The organism is Aureivirga marina, assembly GCF_015767265.1.
GTDB classification, from domain to species: Bacteria; Bacteroidota; Bacteroidia; order Flavobacteriales; family Flavobacteriaceae; genus Aureivirga; species Aureivirga marina.
Genome location: NZ_JADPIB010000003.1, coordinates 1 through 18986, shown reverse-complemented (window position 1 = coordinate 18986; position 18986 = coordinate 1). Strand labels below are relative to the sequence as shown.

The 18986-nt window shown below is 28.5% G+C and carries 13 protein-coding genes; 4 read left to right on the top strand and 9 right to left on the bottom strand.

Features of this window, described 5'->3' with window-relative positions:
• Positions 1–23 precede the first annotated feature (23 nt).
• The 7 genes from I1A51_RS06905 to I1A51_RS06875 all read right to left on the bottom strand — a co-directional run bounded on the left by I1A51_RS06905 (position 24) and on the right by I1A51_RS06875 (position 5489).
• Positions 24–632: a hypothetical protein gene (locus I1A51_RS06905; RefSeq protein ID WP_196892416.1), complete on the bottom strand. Its 609-nt coding sequence runs from the start codon at positions 630–632 to the stop codon at positions 24–26.
• A 121-nt stretch (positions 633–753) separates the two neighbouring features.
• Complete coding sequence (locus tag I1A51_RS06900; RefSeq protein ID WP_196892414.1) at positions 754–1557, bottom strand: arylamine N-acetyltransferase family protein; 804 nt, start codon at positions 1555–1557, stop codon at positions 754–756.
• 77 nt (positions 1558–1634) lie between these two features.
• Positions 1635–2030, bottom strand: coding sequence for a VOC family protein (locus I1A51_RS06895; RefSeq protein WP_196892412.1), 396 nt, complete (start codon positions 2028–2030; stop codon positions 1635–1637).
• Between the two features lie 27 nt (positions 2031–2057).
• Positions 2058–3437 (bottom strand): T9SS type A sorting domain-containing protein, encoded by a 1380-nt coding sequence (locus I1A51_RS06890; protein WP_196892410.1) that lies wholly within the window; start codon positions 3435–3437, stop codon positions 2058–2060.
• A gap of 88 nt (positions 3438–3525) precedes the next feature.
• On the bottom strand, positions 3526–3945 hold the full coding sequence (gene aroQ / locus I1A51_RS06885; RefSeq protein WP_196892408.1) for a type II 3-dehydroquinate dehydratase: 420 nt from the start codon (positions 3943–3945) through the stop codon (positions 3526–3528).
• Positions 3946–4014: 69 nt separating this feature from the next.
• Positions 4015–4644, bottom strand: a complete 630-nt coding sequence (locus I1A51_RS06880; RefSeq protein WP_196892406.1) for a porin family protein — start codon at positions 4642–4644, stop codon at positions 4015–4017.
• Between the two features lie 197 nt (positions 4645–4841).
• Positions 4842–5489: a porin family protein gene (locus I1A51_RS06875; protein ID WP_196892404.1), complete on the bottom strand. Its 648-nt coding sequence runs from the start codon at positions 5487–5489 to the stop codon at positions 4842–4844.
• 386 nt (positions 5490–5875) lie between these two features.
• On the opposite strand from I1A51_RS06875, the gene I1A51_RS06870 reads away from it, so the two are divergent.
• From I1A51_RS06870 to I1A51_RS06855, 4 genes are all read left to right on the top strand, one after another.
• Positions 5876–12916: a T9SS type B sorting domain-containing protein gene (locus I1A51_RS06870; RefSeq protein ID WP_196892402.1), complete on the top strand. Its 7041-nt coding sequence runs from the start codon at positions 5876–5878 to the stop codon at positions 12914–12916.
• Between the two features lie 88 nt (positions 12917–13004).
• The gene (locus I1A51_RS06865; RefSeq protein WP_196892401.1) at positions 13005–15638 is read left to right on the top strand and encodes a T9SS type B sorting domain-containing protein; all 2634 of its coding nucleotides are present in this window, start codon (positions 13005–13007) and stop codon (positions 15636–15638) included.
• Between the two features lie 266 nt (positions 15639–15904).
• Positions 15905–16813 (top strand): DMT family transporter, encoded by a 909-nt coding sequence (locus I1A51_RS06860; RefSeq protein ID WP_196892399.1) that lies wholly within the window; start codon positions 15905–15907, stop codon positions 16811–16813.
• A 178-nt stretch (positions 16814–16991) separates the two neighbouring features.
• Positions 16992–17813, top strand: coding sequence for a sulfite exporter TauE/SafE family protein (locus tag I1A51_RS06855; protein WP_196892397.1), 822 nt, complete (start codon positions 16992–16994; stop codon positions 17811–17813).
• Positions 17814–17877: 64 nt separating this feature from the next.
• On the opposite strand, the gene I1A51_RS06850 is transcribed toward I1A51_RS06855, so the two are convergent.
• The gene (locus tag I1A51_RS06850; RefSeq protein WP_196892395.1) at positions 17878–18375 is read right to left on the bottom strand and encodes a phosphoribosyltransferase family protein; all 498 of its coding nucleotides are present in this window, start codon (positions 18373–18375) and stop codon (positions 17878–17880) included.
• 266 nt (positions 18376–18641) lie between these two features.
• On the bottom strand, positions 18642–18986 hold a 345-nt coding region (locus I1A51_RS06845; RefSeq protein WP_196892393.1), incomplete at its 5' end, for a T9SS type B sorting domain-containing protein.

The following is an 18986-nucleotide window of genomic DNA, read 5'->3' as shown; positions in this document are numbered from 1 at the left end:
CTAGTTTCTATGTTTGATTTCTTTTATAAATGTTCTGGTAAAGCATTTACTAAATTCACATATTCAATTATGTTATTTTTTAATTCTTTTTTGAATTTTTGATTTTCATCAGTTCCTGGTTTTCCATATCCTGGAAACTTTTTCAACATATTAGTAAAATACGGATTTAATTTATCTCCTAAAATTAGATAACCATATAAATTATAATTCGCTACTAAATTCTCTACATCTGAAACATCTTTATAAGTATCAATTGCTAATGGAACACCAATTGGAGCTTCTCTAGGAAAGTTTTTTTGAACAAGATTTTTTCCAAAACCTAAAGCATCCATCTGTTCTTCACTTACAATTGGTCGAATTATTAAATAACTTGCCCAAGGATATTTATCAATTAAAAAAAGTTTATTTCCAAATTCTTTTACTGTAATTACAATTGCGTTAGGTACAATCGGCCAATCTTTTAAAATTTTAATTGGAGCAGATTCTTCATTTGGAAATTGAATAAAATTGTCTGGAATAATTGGAAAATTAAATAATTTTTTATACGTTTTCACATCAGGAACATGTCTTAATCCTCCATCAAGATGAATATAAACAGCTCCATTGTCTTGTTGATAATATAACTTATTCATAATATAAATTTTTTAATTCCTACTCTTTTTTTATAGGTTTTTCGGAATACACCTTTGTAACTTAATTACATTACAAAGTTCCAAATCAATGAACAGTTATTTTAGAGTATTTATACCTAATTTATTCTTTAAAAGGTTTTAAATCCTTATATTTTGCATTTATTTCAATTCCGAATTCTGTTTTTAATACTTCAAAAAGTGAATCATTATTTTCTAATATAATTTCTTCTTCTTTTCCATTAATTTTCTTTTTTAAACGATTATTAAAAAGTGTAATCATTCCATTTTTAACTGGTAATGCAGCAATTCTAGAATATGTAAAAAATGAATCTTCACATGTAGAAGTATAATGATTTCCATAAGCAATGTCACCAGAAAAAACATATTCTAAATCAAAACTATAAAGAACTTCCCATTCATTTTCAGAATTTTTCTTTTGTAATAAAAAACCAAAATATTTGTCTTTTTTTAATCGATAAAAAGCATTTTTTTCTCCAAAAACCTCATCGCAAATCAGTGGAATTGGAAATGAAGGATTTCTAGAACCAAATCCAGTATCTACAATCCATTGTCTTTTATTGATTGTTACTAAAGTAACTTGATGACCTCGACCTGTAATAGTCTCTTCCAAATGTACTCTTCCAAGTAAAGCTCTTGCTTCAAAACCGAAAGATTTTAAAGCCATTAAAAACAACCCATTTAATTCAAAACAATAACCTCCTCTTCTATTTTTCACCAATTTCTCAAAAATATTTTCAGGTTTTAAATCAACCTTTTTCCCTAAACAAATATCTAAATTCTCAAAAGGAAATGTATGAAAATGTGCATAATGAATTGCTTTTAAAAAAGGTAAATCTAAAGAAACTTCCCCTTTATATTGTACACGTTCTAAATAGCTTTTTTTATCAAATCTGAAATTATTCATTTTCCATTTTTGTATTTAACTGAATCTTATCTAATTTAAAAATAGCATACTGAAATTTCAATATGCTATTTTTAATTTTATAAAGTTTGTACAATCTGAATATAATTTCCACATGTATCGTCGAAGACAGCTAATTTTGCAGTTCCAAAAACAGTTGGTTTTGTACTAAATTCTATTCCTAATTTTTGTAACCTTTCATATTCTTCATCTACATTTTCTACTGAAAATTGTGTATAAGGAATTTTACTATCAAATAATGCTTTTTGATATGTTTTTGCAGGCTCAAAATGTTTAATAGAAGGTTCTAATAAAATTTCTGGTCCATCTTGTTCTTCATTTGAAACTATTGTTAACCATCTATTTCCTTCTCCCAAAGGAATATCTAATTTCTTTACAAAACCTAATTTTTCTGTATAAAATTTTAATGCTTTTTCCTGATCTGCAACAGGTACGCTTACTAATTTAATTTTCATTATTTCAATATTTTAATTTAGTCTTTGTTATTCTACAATCAATTTTTCAAATTTGGTATTTTCTAATTGAATGAAATAAATTCCTTTCTCTAATTTAGAAATATCTATTTTTTGGTCAGAATTATTATTAACAAGAATTAATTTTCCTTGTAAATCATATATTTTCACTTTAGAAATCGATTCTTTTTTAGAAATTAAAATATATTCATCCGCAGGATTTGGATAAAAATTTTCTAATTCTATATTATTTTCTTCCACAGATAATGTTTCACAAATATCCCAAATAACAGAACTGGTTGCACATCCAACATCATTGTTTTCAATATTTATATTTCCTCCAACATTTCCAGGTTCTAAAAGAGTACAAATTGCAATACATACATTTAAATTCGGATTTTCAGAAATTTCTAAATTATCCATTAAAAAAGGAATATTATCCAATCCCTCCAAAGATTCTAAAGTTTCATTATTTGTAATTCCTAAAGTAGAAACAGAAATTAAACTTTCCAAAGCTGTCAAATCATTTAAAGAATCATTATCATCAATAAATAAATAATCTGTAATTGTTTGTAAATTTTCTAATCCATCTAGGGAAAGTAAATTATCATTTTGATCAATCATTAATGCGGTATTAATCGTTGTAAAACCAGAAAGTCCATCTAAAGAAGTAAGAGAATCATTATCTGTAATTCTAAAATAAGAACTTACAAAAGAAAGATTTTCTAAACCATTTAAACTTGCTAAATCTGCATTTTCACCAATATAAATTCCTTGTTGCACAGAAGTTAGATTACTCAAATGCTCAATAGACGTTAATCCGTTTGAAAGTAAATAAAAATATCCTCCAATAAATTGAATATTTTGTAAACCGTTTAGAGTTTCAAGAGCAGCATTGGATTCAAAATATAAAATTCCATTTACAGAAGTCAAATTACTTAAAGCTTCAATCGAAGTTAAAAACAAATTTCCAGCTATTACAATATCTTGTTGAATGGAAGTAATATTATGTAAACCTTGTAAACTTGTTAAGTTACTATTAGATAAAATTGTTAATCCATTTAAACTTGTCAATCCTTCTAATCCAGAAAAATCCAAAATTGCATTTCCTTCTACAATTAAAGTTCCATTTAATTGTGTTAGATTATCCAAACCACTCAAAGATTGTAAAGTAGAATTTTCTTCGAGAGTTAAATTTCCAAATATCTTCGTAATTGGAGATAATCCTTGTAAACTTTCAATGGAAAGTCCTGATATTTTTAAATTCCTTAAAACTTCTGTACAACCTGGATTATCAATGAAAAACTCTGTGATTTCATTTTCTGTATTAAATTCTAAATCTTGATCAGGACATTGCGAAAAACCATAAAATCCGACAAACAAAAACGATAAAAGTATCTGTAATCTCATAACGCAAAAACTTTAAGTTAAATCCTATTCAAGTTACTAAATATCTAAGGTTTAAGTGTTTTTACATTTGATAAAATCATGATAAAATTTACATAAAACTTTCAATAGCAAGTTTATATCCTTTTAAACCAAAACCAATAATAATTCCAGCAGCATTTGCAGAAAGATACGAATGATGTCTAAATGATTCTCTTTTGTGTACATTCGAAATATGCACTTCAATTACAGGAGTATCAATTGCAGCAATCGCATCTGCAATAGCGATTGATGTGTGTGTATAAGCACCAGCATTTAAAATAATTCCATCATAAGAAAAACCTGTTTCATGTAATTTATTAATTAGTTTTCCTTCTTCATTTGACTGAAAATATTCAATTTCTACACCTTTACTTTGGTATTCTTTTTTCAATTCGAAAAGAAAATCTTCAAAAGAAGTATTTCCATAAATAGTAGGTTCTCTTTTTCCTAAAAGATTCAGATTTGGTCCGTTTATTATGATTAGTTTCATAAGCTTAAAATATAAAAAAACGGAAGATAATTCTCCCGTTTTTCAAAAATACAAATATTATAAATCTTATTAAAATTCATATCCAAGAGAAACTTGGAATACAGAATTCTTGGCATTTTCGTTACTTTCAACATCAATTAAACCGAAATTATATCTTCCGTGAATAAAAATCCCTTCTGGAGTTTTATACCCAAAACCTACACTACCATCAATTCCAAAATCTTTTTTATCTGGTAAATCTTGTTTTGTAGTTGTTGTAACAGGATTTGGTAATAATGGAACTGTTTTTTTCAATTCAATACTATTATCTACCAAAAAGGCAAATTGCGGTCCTGCATCAATACTTAAACCTTCAACAATGTAATATTTCGCATAAATTGGCACATTAATATAGTCTAAACTAATGTTCGCATTATATTTATCCAATACATTTGGATCATTCAGGTTTGGAAGTGAAAAATTACTTTTGGCTCCCTGTGCTGAATATAAAACCTCTGGTTGTATCGAAAATTTATCTGACAATGCTAATTCTACTACAACTCCGGCTGTCCATCCAGTTTTAGACTCTCCACCGTAAATATCCGTTCCAACTAGATTCGCAAAGTTAACACCACCTTTTACACCAAAAGAAATGTCTTGTGCTTTTGCTGCAAAAATACCTCCTGTTAACAATAGAATTGTAACTAAAAGTTTTTTCATAATAAATTCTTTAAGGTTAATTCATTAACTAAATTAGTTATAATATGAAAGTCAAAATGGTAAAGAAATTGTAATTTTTTATAATAATGTCTTAATTTTCTATAATTTAAACAGCTTTAAGAGTTTTATTAACAAAAAAACGGAAGATTTCTCTTCCGTTCTTTTTTCGCAACTTGTTTGTTTATATTTCTATATTTCTACCAAAATTCATATCCTAAAGTAAGTTGGAAAACCGAATTTTTAGATTTCTCTGTATCTTCTACATCGATTAATCCAAAATTATATCTTGCTTGGATAAAAATTCTTTCCGGCAATTTGTATCCTAAACCTACTGCTCCATCAATTCCAAACGATTTCTTTTGAGGTAAATTTAACTCTCTGTTGTGAATCGTCTCTTGAGGATGTGTTGGAATCACTTTTGTCAATTTAATTTTATCATTTACTAAAAATGCAAACTGAGGCCCTAAATCAATTGTCAAACCGTCTACAACATAAAATTTAGCTAAAATCGGTACATTGATATAATCTAAATCAACATCTGCATAAAACTGATCAATTACAGCTGTGTTTGCTGGATTTGGTAAAATAAAGTTTACATCCCCACCTTGTGCAGAATATAAAACCTCTGGTTGAATTGAAAATCTATCTGAAATTTCAAATTCTACAACAACTCCTGCTGTCCAATCTTTTTTAGTTTGCACATTATATACTCCCGTATTTGTCAAACTTGCAAAATTAATCCCGGCTTTCACACCAAATGAAATTTCATGTGATTCAGGATCTTGTGCATTTGTAGTGAATACGATTCCTACTATTAAAATAATTGTGCATAAAAGTTTTTTCATAATGAATTTCTTAAAAGGTTAATTCACTATCGAAATTACTTATTAAATAGAAGCAGAAAGTTTAAAAAAATCACAACAAATTATAATAAAATCTTAATTTTCAGTCATTTAACAAATTTTAAAGAAAATTTTTAAGTTTTAAAAACAAATCTAATATCAAATTGTTTGTAAAAGTGAATCTCTCTTAATTTTTAAAAATAAAAAGACAAAAAAATCGGAAAATGCTATTAGAAAAATGAAATCTTTCTTTTTCTTAAAAAATTACATTTTTATAAAACATTGATATATAGTTATTTAATTTACAATGTTAATTTATGTTAAAAAAAAATTATTCTTCGATATTATTTCCATTAATCTTTTTCTATTTTTGGGAAAATTGTACAATAATGACTAAAAAAATATTCAATCTTATTTTATTTATTTCCTGCAGTATTATGTATGCGCAGCAAGAAGCTAATAATTGGTATTTTGGTGTGAATGCAGGTTTGAATTTTAATGGAGGCGTTTCCGTTTTACAAAATGGAGCGATGAACACTCATGAAGGTTGTGCATCATTTTCAGATGAAGATGGTCAACTTTTGTTTTATACAGATGGAATGACAATTTGGAATAAAAACCATAATGTAATGCCTAATGGTTCTGGACTTTCAGGAGATTCATCTAGTACGCAATCTTCTATAATTGTTCCAAATCCCGCAGATGAAAACTTGTTTTATTTATTCACCGTAGGTTCTGCCGAGAATAGTACAGCTGGTTTATTCTATTATGTTGTAGATATTACAGCAAACGGAGGTTTAGGAAATATTACTCTTGGTCCAATTAATTTATCTGGAGCTGATAGTGCGAACTGGACAGAAAAAATTACTGCCGTTCATAGCTCTGAGTGTAATTCGTTTTGGGTTATCTCACATGTAGACAACAGATATTTTTCTTATAAAATTACAGGAGCTGGAATTAATTTACCTGTAATTTCTACTATTCCACATACAGCAATTGATGGAAGAGGTTATTTAAAAGTTTCTCCAAATGGAGAAAAACTTGCCGCAGCTCACTATCATGATAACAATGGAAATGATAGTAAATTATTATTATACGATTTTGACAAAACAACAGGTATTGTATCCAATGAACAAGAATTATTTGATGATCCACAAGATTTAGAACATCCTTACGGATTAGAGTTTTCTCCTTCTTCTGAGAGACTTTATCTTTCTACTTATCATAGTAATGCTGATTTGAATAAAACATATCAATTTAATATAGAAGCTTCTAATATTTCTGCTTCTAAATTATTATTGAAATCTCAAAGTGGGTTTAGAGGATCATTACAACTTGGTCCAGATAAACGTATTTATGCAACTGTTCCTGTTTCTTATTCACAAGGAACACCTTTTTTAGATGTAATTGAATTCCCTGATAATTTAGGAATCATTTGTAATTATACGGAAGACGCAATAAACTTAGGAACAGGTTTGGCAACACAAGGTTTACCTCCGTTTATTCAATCATTAATTACAAGTAAAGCAGAGTTTATTGACATTCCAAATGGTACAAAAGAAATTGATGTTTGTGATGGTGATACTTATACAATTAAAATAAAAAATTATCCAAATGCTTATTATACTTGGAAATTTATTTCTGGTGGAACTGAAAACACGTTACCTACGCAAACTCCACCAAATCAATATACAATCAATCAATTTGGAACAAATACAGATGGAACTTATGAAGTAATTGTAACTTTTTCTGATGGAAGTTGCCCGAAAAATACTTCTTTGGATATTAATTTTATCGATACGCCAAATATTCCTACAATTACAAATTGGTATGAGTGTTCTACAAATGGAAATGGATTTTTCGATTTTAATTTTGACACTATGATTTCACCAGTTGTTTTAGATGGTGATAGTGCTTCAGATTTTTCTATTTCATATTATTCAAATCAGAATAACGCGCATAATTCTTCAAGTGTTCTTTCTTTTCCTTATGTAAATCAAGTTGCTTTTGGTACAGAAACAATTTGGGTAAGAAAAGAAAATAATACAACTGGTTGTTATACATTAACTTCTTTTGATATCGCAGTTTTTGATTTAAATATTTCAAGTAATATTCCTGATTTACACACTTGTGATTTTGATGGAATTGCTACAGACACAGATACAAATGATGGTTTTGCTTCTTTTGATTTAACTCAAAATAATGCAGAAATTTTAAATGGCTCAAATCCTGATGATTTTGAAATTAAATATTATATAGATGCTGCTCTTTCTAATTTAGTTGGAGATCCTACAGCATTTACAAATACAACAATTTCAATTCAAACAATCTATTTTACAATTACTTCAAACTTAAATTCTGTTTGTACAACAGATGGAAGTTATACATTAATCGTAGATCCAAATCCAGTTTTTAATTCAAGTTTTACTACAACTTCTTTAAGTACTTGTGCGGTTGGTGATTCAAATTCAGGTATTTTTAATTTAAATTCAATTACAAATGCTTTCCAAAATTCACCTGATTATACGTATAGTTTTTATTTAAATGGTGCTTTAATTCCAGCAACACAAGATATTTCTTCAATTTCTATTGCAAATGGAAGTACTGTACAAGTGGAAGCTTCAAGTTCTTTAGGTTGTGTTTCTAGAAGTAATCCTATTGATATTATTGTATATGGAAACCCACAAATCATTGCTGTTGCACCACTTGAAGAATGTGATATTGATTTAGATGGTTCTATCGATTGGGATTTAACTACAAATGAAAATATTTTAACAAGTAATGGACTTTTTAATATCACTTATCATGAAACAGAAGTTTCTTCTTTAGGTGGAAACGGAGATATTATTACAACTCCGACAAGTTTTGCTTCTGGTTCTACTACAATTTATTATCGTTTACAAGATCCAACAACTGGATGTTTAAATTATGGTTCTTTTGATGTAGTTTTAGATGCATTCCCTACAAATCCAACAGAATATACTTTTGAAGAATGTGATGATATTGTTCATGATGGAATTAAATCGTTTTTCTTACCTGGATTTAATGATACAATTATCAATAGTATTCCAGATATTTCAATCCTAGGATATTATTTATCTCCAGCAGATATAACAAATCCAGCGATTAATCCATTACCTAATAATTATACAACTGGAGACACAACTTTATATGTACATTTACAAGATGACATCAATGGATGTACAACTTATACAGAAGTTCATTTAGTAGTTTTAAATATTCCTAATGTAAATGAGAATGTTCCAAATCTAGTTGCTTGTGATGATGATTATGATGGAGAAACTTTATTTAATTTAACATTAAATGAGCCAAATATCGTTGATATGACAACACTTGTAAACCCTGCATTTGAATATTTTACAGATGCAAGTTTAAGTGATGCCTCTAAAATTCCTACAGACGAATTGACAAGTTTCCAAAACACAGCAAGTAGTAATAATTTTCAAGAAATTTGGGTAAAAGTTTCTTCAGATGCTGAAAATTGTTTTGGTGCAACAAGTTTTAATATTGTTGTAAATCCAAAACCAATTATCAATCCTATTGAAAATTTGAAAGAATGTTCTGATGAAGATGGTTATGTTTTCTTTGATTTAACTTTAGCTGAAGATGGATTATTAAATGGTCAAATTGGAATGATTATTAAATATTTCCCTAGCTATTTAGATGCAACTTCTAATACAAATGAAATTCCAAATCCAGCAAATTATCAGAATACAACAATTCCTGTACAAACTATTTATTATACTTTAGAAAATACAATTACAGGTTGTACAACTGTTGCTTCTTTTAATATTGAAGTAATTGCAAATCCTACAACTCCTGCTGTGCAAGTTTATGATATTTGTGATGTTGAGCCTTCGGATGGTGTGATTAATTTAGATTTATCTTTTTATAATGATTATTATAAACAAGGACAAACAAACTATGTAGTTTCATATCATGAAACACAACTAAATGCAGAAAATAATTCAGGATCAATTGATTTATCTAATGATTATATCAACTCTATAAATCCTTATAATTTTGAAATTTTTGTTAGAATTTTTGATACAGATACTGGGTGTTTTTCTACAACTTCATTTACAGTAAATGTTTTAGATATTCCAAATCCTACAACTCCAGATGCAATTGCAACTTGTGATGTAAATAGTAATGGGTTTACAACTTTTGATTTCTCTTATGTTGAAACTGAAATTGTAACAGCTTTAGGAAATGTAAATGTTTCTTTTTATTTAACTGAAATAAATGCAGAAAATGCTGTTAGTCCTTTGACAAATATTGCGAATCATGCAAATCTTTCTCCATACCAAGAAATTATTTATATCCGTGTTGAAGATGCAATTACTGGATGTTTTAAAATTGTAGAATTAGAATTAAATGTTGTAAATACTCCTGAAATTAATAATCCTACAAAATTTGAACAATGTGATTCTGATACAGATGGATTTGAAATTTTCAATTTAACAGAAAAAGAAACGGAAATTACAACAGATACAAACCTAACTTTCCAATATTTTATCAATACGGAAAGTGCTGTTAATAATAATGGAATTGGAGAAATTACAAATCCTTCTAATTATACAAATATTACAAATCCGCAAACAGTTACTATTCGTGTAAACAACAATGGAACTGGATGTTATTCTTTAACTACGTTAGAATTAATAGTAAATGAATTACCTGTGATTAGCCAACCTACTCCATATGAATTATGTGATGATGGAGAAGATGGCGATTTCTCTAATGGTTTAACTACTTTTAATTTAGTAATTAAAGATGTGGAAATTTTAAATGGTGAAACTGGATTAGTAACTTACCATGAAACAGAAGATGGACCAGCAATTGATAAATATGCTCCTTATACAAATTTATCTCCAACGCAATCTCTTTTTGTAAAAGTACAAAACATTGAAACTGGATGTGAATCTTCTACTATTTTAGATTTAATTGTTTTCCCACTTCCTCATGTGGAAGATTTATTAACAATTGAAGAATGTGATGATGATTATGATGGACACACTTTCTTTGATTTAGATGCAATTAGAAATCTTTATGATCCAAGTGGTTTATATGGAATTACTTTCTATGAAACAGAAGATAATGCTGAAAATGATCAACTTCCTTTAACGGATTCTAGCTATTATTCTATCGTAAATAATATTTATGTAAGAATTCAAGATCCTGCCTCTAACTGTTTTATTATTAGAGAAATTACTTTAGTTGTAAATCCAAGACCTGCTTTCGTAACAATTGAAGACATGGAAGCTTGTGAAGGAGATGTTGCAGGAGAAAGTCAATTTGATTTCTTACCAATTGAACAAGATATTGTTGGAACAAATACAAATCTTTCTGTAAAATTCTTTACTTCTCAGACTGATGCAGAAAATAATATTGGTTCTATTGATACAAATGCTCCTTTTACAAATTCTGTAAACCCACAAACAATCTGGGTTCGTATGGAATTTATTGATACTGGATGTTATACTTTAACAAGCTTTGATTTAATTGTAAATCCAAAACCTTTAATTGGAGATCCATTAGAATATCATGTTTGTGATGATGATAATGATGGATTTGCTACTTTTTATTTAAATGAAATGAATGATGAAGCTCTAGTTGGTCAATTAGGAGTTTCTATCCGATATTATTTAACAGAAGAAGATGCATTAAATGCAAATGATTCTTCTGTTTCGCCACTTCCAAATGCATATCAAAATACAACTATTGATGCACAAGATATTTATGTTCGTGCTGAAAATGTTCAAACTGGATGTTTTACAATTAATTCATTAACCTTAGTAGTGGAGCCTCTTCCAGAACCAAATTTCACTCCAGCACCTTTAACTGCTTGTGACGAAGATGGAGATGGTGTTGAAATTTTTAATTTAAATGATGCGATTCCAAATATTTTAAATGGTGCTTTAGGTTATGATGTAAAATTCTATCCTACACAAGCTGATGCAAACAATACTTCAAATGAAATTACAGATTTAGAAAACCACTCTTCTACTTCTACAACAATTATTGCAACTGTTATTAATACAAATACAACTAATTTATGTGAAGTTTATGTTTCTCTTGATTTAATTGTTCACGGAGTAGACGAATTAATCGTTCCTAATCCAATCACATTTTGTGATACAGATACAGATGGAATCATTCAAAAATCAATGGATGAATTAACAAGTATTATTTTCTCATCTACAGAAGGAATTTTAATTTCTTATCATACAACAGAAAATGATGCTACAAATAATGCAAATCCAATTGTTGTTGATCATACTATTTCAAACACAACAATTATTTATGTTCGTGTAGAAGATGAAACAACAAATTGTGCAACAGTTGCTGAAGTTAATTTTGAAATCAATTTAAGTCCAGAAGGTCCTGATACTATTGATCCTTACGTTGTTTGTGGGGAAGATGGAGTCGGAACTTTCCAACTAGCTGCAAATATGGATGCTGTTTTAGCTTTAAATTCTGATATTTCTGTAATTTATTTTGAAACAGAAGAAGATGCAATAAATAATGAAAATAGTATTTCTGGCGAAGAATATATTAGTGAAAGTGGAACACTTTGGGCATTATTAACAAATAATATCACAAGCTGTACTGCTGTTATTTCTTTTGAAATTGAAGTGAAAGAAATGCCATTTTTTGAAGTTTCTGATACTGTAGTTTATTGTATTGATGAAATTGATTTCTCTATTGAAGTAGAAAATCCTTCAGGTGATTATACATATCAATGGGCAGATTTTGATGGAAATGTTTTTGCTGGAGAAACAGAAAGTTCTTTAGCTGTAACAGAAGAAGGTATTTATGCTGTAAAAGCATTTACAACAGATGGAACTCCAACTTGTGAAAGCGAATGGAAATATATCGTTGTAAAAAAATCAGAATTACCAAAACTTACAATTGATGATATCACAATTACAGATTATTTAACTTCTGAAGGAACAAATAATATTCAAATTGATATCACTAATATTGGAATTGGTGAATATGAATTCTCTATCGATGGTGGAACAACTTGGCAAACAACACCATTCTTTGAAAATGTTCCTGCTGGAGCTTATCAATTAACAATCAGAGATATTCATGAAAATGGTTGTGGTGAAATCACTATCGACATAAGTGTTGTTGGTTTCCCAGAATATTTTACACCAAATGGCGACGGAATTCATGATTATTGGACAATCCATGGAATCCAAAATTATCCAGAAGCAAAAATCTATATTTTTGATAGATTCGGAAAATCTTTAGTTCAAATTGATCCAACAACTCAAGGTTGGGATGGAACAAGAGATGGACAAGAACTTCCTTCTTCAGGATATTGGTTTACAATGGAATTGACAGATATTAATGGAAATCGAATTGTCCGAAGAGGACATTTTAATTTGAAACGATAATAAAGCAATTAATTTTAAAAAACCTTCTCAAATTGAGAAGGTTTTTTTGTTAACTTTAGCTATCCAAATCATTTTTAAATAAATGCGAATGAAAATTAAAACTACATTCTTAATCATACTTTTTCCTATTCTTTGTTTAGCTCAAAAAGAATCAAGTAATTGGTTTTTTGGACATCAAGCTGGGTTAAATTTTAATACAAATCCTCCTACTCCAATGTCTGGTGAATTATCCACATTAGAAGGTTGTACTTCTATAAGTACGCCAGAAGGAGAATTACTTTTTTATTCTGATGGAACAAATGTTTGGAATAAAAATCATGAATCTATGTTCCCTGATGATACTCCAGCAGACGAATATTTACATGGATATCCATCAAGCACAAGTTCTGGTTTAGTTGTTCCTTATATTAATAATGATGATTTATATTACATTTTTACTGTAGATTCTCATGATGCTTGGTATTTGCAAAATTCTGTTGGTTTAAAATATTCTACAATTGATATGAGTTTAAACGGTGGTTTAGGTGGAATAGTTGAAGGTCAAAAAAATATTCCACTTCTACCTATTACTTCTGAAAAAATTACCGCAACAAAAACAGCAGATGGAAATGGTTATTGGCTAATCACACATTATATCGACTCTTTTTATGCTTATAAAATCACAGCAGATGGAGTTAATACAACACCCGTAATTTCAACACTTACTCCTACTATTCAAGCAATCACAGGAGCGCATGAAGGAGTTGCTGTAACAAATATGCGTGGTTATATCAAATCCAACCTTCAAAGTAATAAAATTGCAGCAGCTTTTTATTCTGATAATAAACAAGAAGCTTATGAAGATTATACATTACCACATCCAAAATGGGTGGAAGCTGTAATTACAAAAGGAACTTTATATCTTTATGATTTTGATAATGAAACTGGAATCGTTTCAAATCCTGTTAGCTTAATGGAAGAAACAGATCTAGGTTCTCCATATGGTGTGGAATTTTCTCCTTTAGGAAATTACCTTTATGCACAAATTGATTATTACAAAGTTGAAGAAGTCGGAATTGGTCATGCTACAATTAATGGTGTAATAAATCAATATGATTTAGCTGCCTCTGATATTTTAAATTCTAAAATTGAAATCTATGAAGAAGTGTACGAAACAAGTGAGGATACAAACTTAATGCGTGGTTCTTTACAAATTGCAATTGACGGAAAAATTTATCATACAACCATCGGAGAAAATCATCTTTCTTATATTGAATTTCCAAATTTACAAGGTACAAATGCAAATTATATTGAAAATGGAATTTTCTTAGGTGATGAAGTATTTACTCGTTGGGGACTTCCTGTTTTTATTCAAACTTTATTTGAACCAGATATTTTTGCAATAAATCTTTGTGAAGGAGATGCAACTTATTTTTACATTGATAATAGTGAAGTAACAAACATTGTTTGGAATTTTGGAGATCCTGATTCTGGAGTAGCAAATACTTCCACTGAACCGGATCCGACACATATTTATACTTCTACAGGAACTTATGATGTTGTTGTTGAATTTCATATCAATTCGCTTCCATATTCTGTTACAAAACAAATTACAATTGTTGAAAATCCGATAATTCCAGAACTTCCAGATTTATATATTTGTGAAAATGAAGGTGGAAATGGTGTTTTTGATTTTACTGAAATTTCTACATTAATTTCTAATGCAAATGATGAAGAAATCACAATAACTTATTATGAAGAAATTGGCGGAACTCCTATTGAAAATCCAACAAATTTCGTCACTTCTGAAAATCAAACAATCTATGTTTCTATTAAAAATGAAAACGGCTGTACAGATGAAAGTCAATTTAATCTAATTATTCATCCTTCAGATTTTGCTCCTGAATTATTAAGTATTGAAACTTGCGATTTAGGAAATGGATTCGGTGTTTTTGATATTCAATCTAACTATGATTTTCTTGTAAATTACTTTAGTTTCCCTGTAGAAATTTATTTTTATAACAGTTCTATAGATTTTGAAAATAATACAAATCCAATTCAAATTTCAGAAACTTATGAAAATATTACACCATATTTTGAAACAATTTTTGTAAAAATTACAAATTTAGAAACTACTTGTGTGGATTCAACTTCTTTTGAATTAAGTTTCTTAGAAGCTTTTGAATTACCTAATATTGCGAATGTTTCTATTTGTGAGTCTTCTTATCAAATTGCAGATTTTGATTTCCAAGTTCAAGAAAATTTTATCTTAGAAAACCTTTCTTTTGAGAATTCTGAAATTTTATTTTTTATTTCTGAGCAAAATTTAAATAACAATCAAAATCCTATAAATACAGAAGAAATATTTCAAAATACTACAAATCCACAAACAATTTATATCAAAGTAATAAATTCAGATACAAATTGTATAGAAACAACTTCTTTTGAGATTTTTGCAGAAGAATGCGAAGTTCCTGAAATTACAATTCCTAATGTTTTAGATGCAACAAATGAAGAATCTTTTGAAATTGAAGATTTAATTAATTATTATCCTTATTTCAAAATGTACATTTATAATCGCTATGGAACTATGGTTTATGAAGGTGATAAAAACACAAAAAGTTGGGATGGAACTTCTAAACATTCTGACAAACCGCTTCCAGCAGGAACATATTATTATGTCTTAGAATTAAATCGAAATGGATTCGAGCCAAAAACAGGCTGGATTTACTTAAATAAATAACGAAATAATAACCGAGAATTCTCGGTTATTATTTTTTTTAACACAACGCAACTAAAGAAATAATTTCATAAAGTCTATAAACCTCGTTAGATTTATTTACTCAAACTTAAGATATTCGCCATTGCATCATATTATTAAAAGATTACTTTATTATTAATTTATTCTGCAATTTTTCATTTAAAAACCTTCATATTTTTCATTTTTTTAGCATTTTATCATTTCTAAAAATTTCAAATATTCCGTAACTTAATGTAAAACATTAATTTATGAAGGGAAATTTATTAGGAATTGGATTTGCAGTTTTAGCTTTACTTCTAATTTGTTCGGAAGTAATTGTAGCAAAATTAGGTCTAGATACCGTAAATGTGATGAATATTGTTTGGCTTCAATATATCATCTCTCTAATTGGTTTTATGATAATGGTTCGCTATGTAAAATTTCAATGGCAACTGATTAAACCTAATAAAGTATTAATTTTCTTTTCTAGTTTATCAAAACTCGCAAATGTTTATTTTTTCTATAGCTCTATTTTTTATCTTTTTCCCGATTTTATTGCTGTAACTTCGCTCTCAGGTGATTTATTTATCATTTTTGGTGGAATTCTCTTTTTAAAAGAATCTTTCCGTAAAAAGCAAATTATCGGTTTATTAATGGTTGTTGCTGGTCTTGCAATCTATTTCTATCAAACAGTTTCAGAATTTAGTCCTGAAAATTTAAATGTTGGTTTATTTTATTTAGTTCTTTCGCAATTCTGTTGGGCATTTTATGCTTTAAGTCAAAAAACATTAATCAAAAAAGATATTCCTCCTTGTAATTTAAATTTCTTTACCTTCTTATTTACAAGTGTTGCCATTCTTCCTTTTGTAAATTTTGGCGAAATCGCAGGTTTTTCTCTTAAAATTTGGGTTTTAATTACAATCACAGCTTTAATCACATTATATACTTATACAGCTCTTTTAAAAGCTTTCCAATTCATCGATGCAAATCGTGTAAGTATCATCTTGTCTTCTAGTCCATTTCTAACAGTGGTTTTAGTCTATGGATTTAACTTTTTTAGCTCACAAAAAATTGAGTTAAGTGAATTAGGAATTATTGAAACAATTGGTGGAATAATTTTAATCACAGGAATTATAATTAGTAACTGGAAAAGTACAAAAAACAAAAACCCACTCTGAGATTGAGTGGGAAAAAATTGCTATGAAAAAGAAAAAGTCATTATTAGTACACATCTAATAACAACACAAATATAGACGCCTTTTTTTACATATGCAACATTTTTTTATACTTTTTTAAACATATTTTGAATAAAAATAAACATACATTTGATTATCAATAATTTAAATTCTTTAAAAAATGTTAGATTATTTCATCTTAATTTTCGGAGGATTCTTATCTGGCTTATTATCAAGTTTATTCGGATTAGGAGGAAGTCTAACTACGGTTCCAGCACTTTTAATTGTCCTTCCTTTTTTTAATGTTCCTCAGGATATTATTACACATGTTGCAATTAGTACATCTCTTGCAATTATGCTGATAAATAGTATTAATTCTGCAAGATCACATCATTCTTCAGGAAATATTCAATGGGGATATTTTAAGAAAAGTATTTTATTAATTATTGTTGGAACTATCGCAGGTACTTTTATTGCTTCTGCTCTTTCTTCTAAAACTCTTTTACTTCTTTATTTGATATTTCTTGTATATATTATTCTTCGTTTTTTAAATTCAGAAATTCGAAAACTTGAAAAAGAAAAAGAAGAAAGAAAAATCATCAATCCAAATTTCTTTAAAAAATCCTTTTATGAAATTATTACAGGAATTATTTCTGCTTGCGTTGGTGGTGGTTCTAGTCTAGTTATGGTTCCTTTTCTAAAACATCAAGGGTTTAAAATGAAACAAGCTTCTGCTCTTTCTGTAACTTATAATATTTTTATTGCTTTCTTCGCCACAGCCAATTATATAATCTTAAGCGCAGGAAAGGATTCTTTCTCAAAATATAGTACTGGTTACATCTATTGGCCTGCTTTTCTTTGGCTTTTAATTGGTAGTTTTATCGGTGTTCCAATCGGAATTAAACTTGCAAATAAACTCTCTGAAAAAGTACAAACAATTTTCTATTTCTTGTTTATTGTTCTTGTTTTTATTCTTATGCTACTAAAATATTTAAAAGCATAAAAAAACCTGTATTTCTACAGGTTCAGATATTTTATTTTAAAAAATCATTTTCAATTCTTATTTCTTAAACTAAATAAGCTGTAATTTCATTTTCACTTACCACAACATCCACTCTTTCTTTCATTGATGTTGACAAAGAAATCCCTTTAAAATCAGCCTTTACTGGATATTTTTTATGATTTCTATTCACTAATACAGCCGTTTTAAATCGCTTCAATGGCACTTCTAAAAAATGCTTTACACTATACATCAATGTCGTTCCCGAATGCAAAACATCATCAATCAATACCAATGATTTGCCTGTATATATTTCTTTTTCTAAACTCGTTTTTATCTCTCCAAGCGGATTTTTCTTATCAATTATTACTTCACAAAGCAATACATTTACATCAGAAATTCGTTCTAAAACTTCCGCAATTTTTTGTGCAATTACATATCCATTTCCATTAATCCCAGCCAAAACCAACTCTGTTTCATTGCTATTCGACTCTAAAATTTGATATGCAATTCGCTGCATTTTATGATTTATCTGTTCGTTATTTAAAATCATTGAACTTTCCATTTTGTTGTGCGTTTTGATGCTTCAAATATAGCAAACTATTTCCTGTTTATTTTTCCAAAACACCATTCTTTCTTTTATTTTTTTGGAGCTTTCCCTCCATTACATTTTGGGTCGGGCTATCCGCTATATCTTTTACTCCGTTCCTACGCAAAAGGATGCCGCTGCTATCCCTAAGCCGAATTCATTTTCAATTTGATTTTTTCTAATAAAAAACTTCTCAATCCAAATAAGAATTGAGAAGTCATTTCATATAAAAAAGATTTTATTTACCTTCTAATTAAACTAAAGTGTCCTTTTCTTGTAAATCTTCTATTCACTGCGCTTCCATCATCTAATCTTCCTACTTTTTTTACAATATCCAACGTAAACCAATAATCTGTCGACGGTAATGGATTTCCTCTTAAAGACAAACCATTCCAACCTGTTTGTGGATCTAATTTCGTTATCACCTTTCCATACCTATCAAAAATGTAGATTTCTATACTCTCATAATCTCCACTCTCCAATCCTTGAATCTTCCATACATCATGGATTCCATCATTGTTTGGTGTAAAGTATTTTGGGAAATCAATCACTCCAAATGCAAGCACTGGATTCTCACATCCTCCTCC

Excerpts from the sequence above, each read along its gene's own strand:
- I1A51_RS06905 (WP_196892416.1), bottom strand. The coding sequence starts at position 632 with ATGAATAAGTTATATTATCAACAAGACAATGGAGCTGTTTATATTCAT.
- I1A51_RS06900 (WP_196892414.1), bottom strand. The coding sequence starts at position 1,557 with ATGAATAATTTCAGATTTGATAAAAAAAGCTATTTAGAACGTGTACAA.
- I1A51_RS06895 (WP_196892412.1), bottom strand. The coding sequence starts at position 2,030 with ATGAAAATTAAATTAGTAAGCGTACCTGTTGCAGATCAGGAAAAAGCA.
- I1A51_RS06890 (WP_196892410.1), bottom strand. The coding sequence starts at position 3,437 with ATGAGATTACAGATACTTTTATCGTTTTTGTTTGTCGGATTTTATGGT.
- aroQ (WP_196892408.1), bottom strand. The coding sequence starts at position 3,945 with ATGAAACTAATCATAATAAACGGACCAAATCTGAATCTTTTAGGAAAA.
- I1A51_RS06880 (WP_196892406.1), bottom strand. The coding sequence starts at position 4,644 with ATGAAAAAACTTTTAGTTACAATTCTATTGTTAACAGGAGGTATTTTT.
- I1A51_RS06875 (WP_196892404.1), bottom strand. The coding sequence starts at position 5,489 with ATGAAAAAACTTTTATGCACAATTATTTTAATAGTAGGAATCGTATTC.
- I1A51_RS06870 (WP_196892402.1), top strand. The coding sequence starts at position 5,876 with ATGACTAAAAAAATATTCAATCTTATTTTATTTATTTCCTGCAGTATT.
- I1A51_RS06865 (WP_196892401.1), top strand. The coding sequence starts at position 13,005 with ATGAAAATTAAAACTACATTCTTAATCATACTTTTTCCTATTCTTTGT.
- I1A51_RS06860 (WP_196892399.1), top strand. The coding sequence starts at position 15,905 with ATGAAGGGAAATTTATTAGGAATTGGATTTGCAGTTTTAGCTTTACTT.
- I1A51_RS06855 (WP_196892397.1), top strand. The coding sequence starts at position 16,992 with ATGTTAGATTATTTCATCTTAATTTTCGGAGGATTCTTATCTGGCTTA.
- I1A51_RS06850 (WP_196892395.1), bottom strand. The coding sequence starts at position 18,375 with ATGGAAAGTTCAATGATTTTAAATAACGAACAGATAAATCATAAAATG.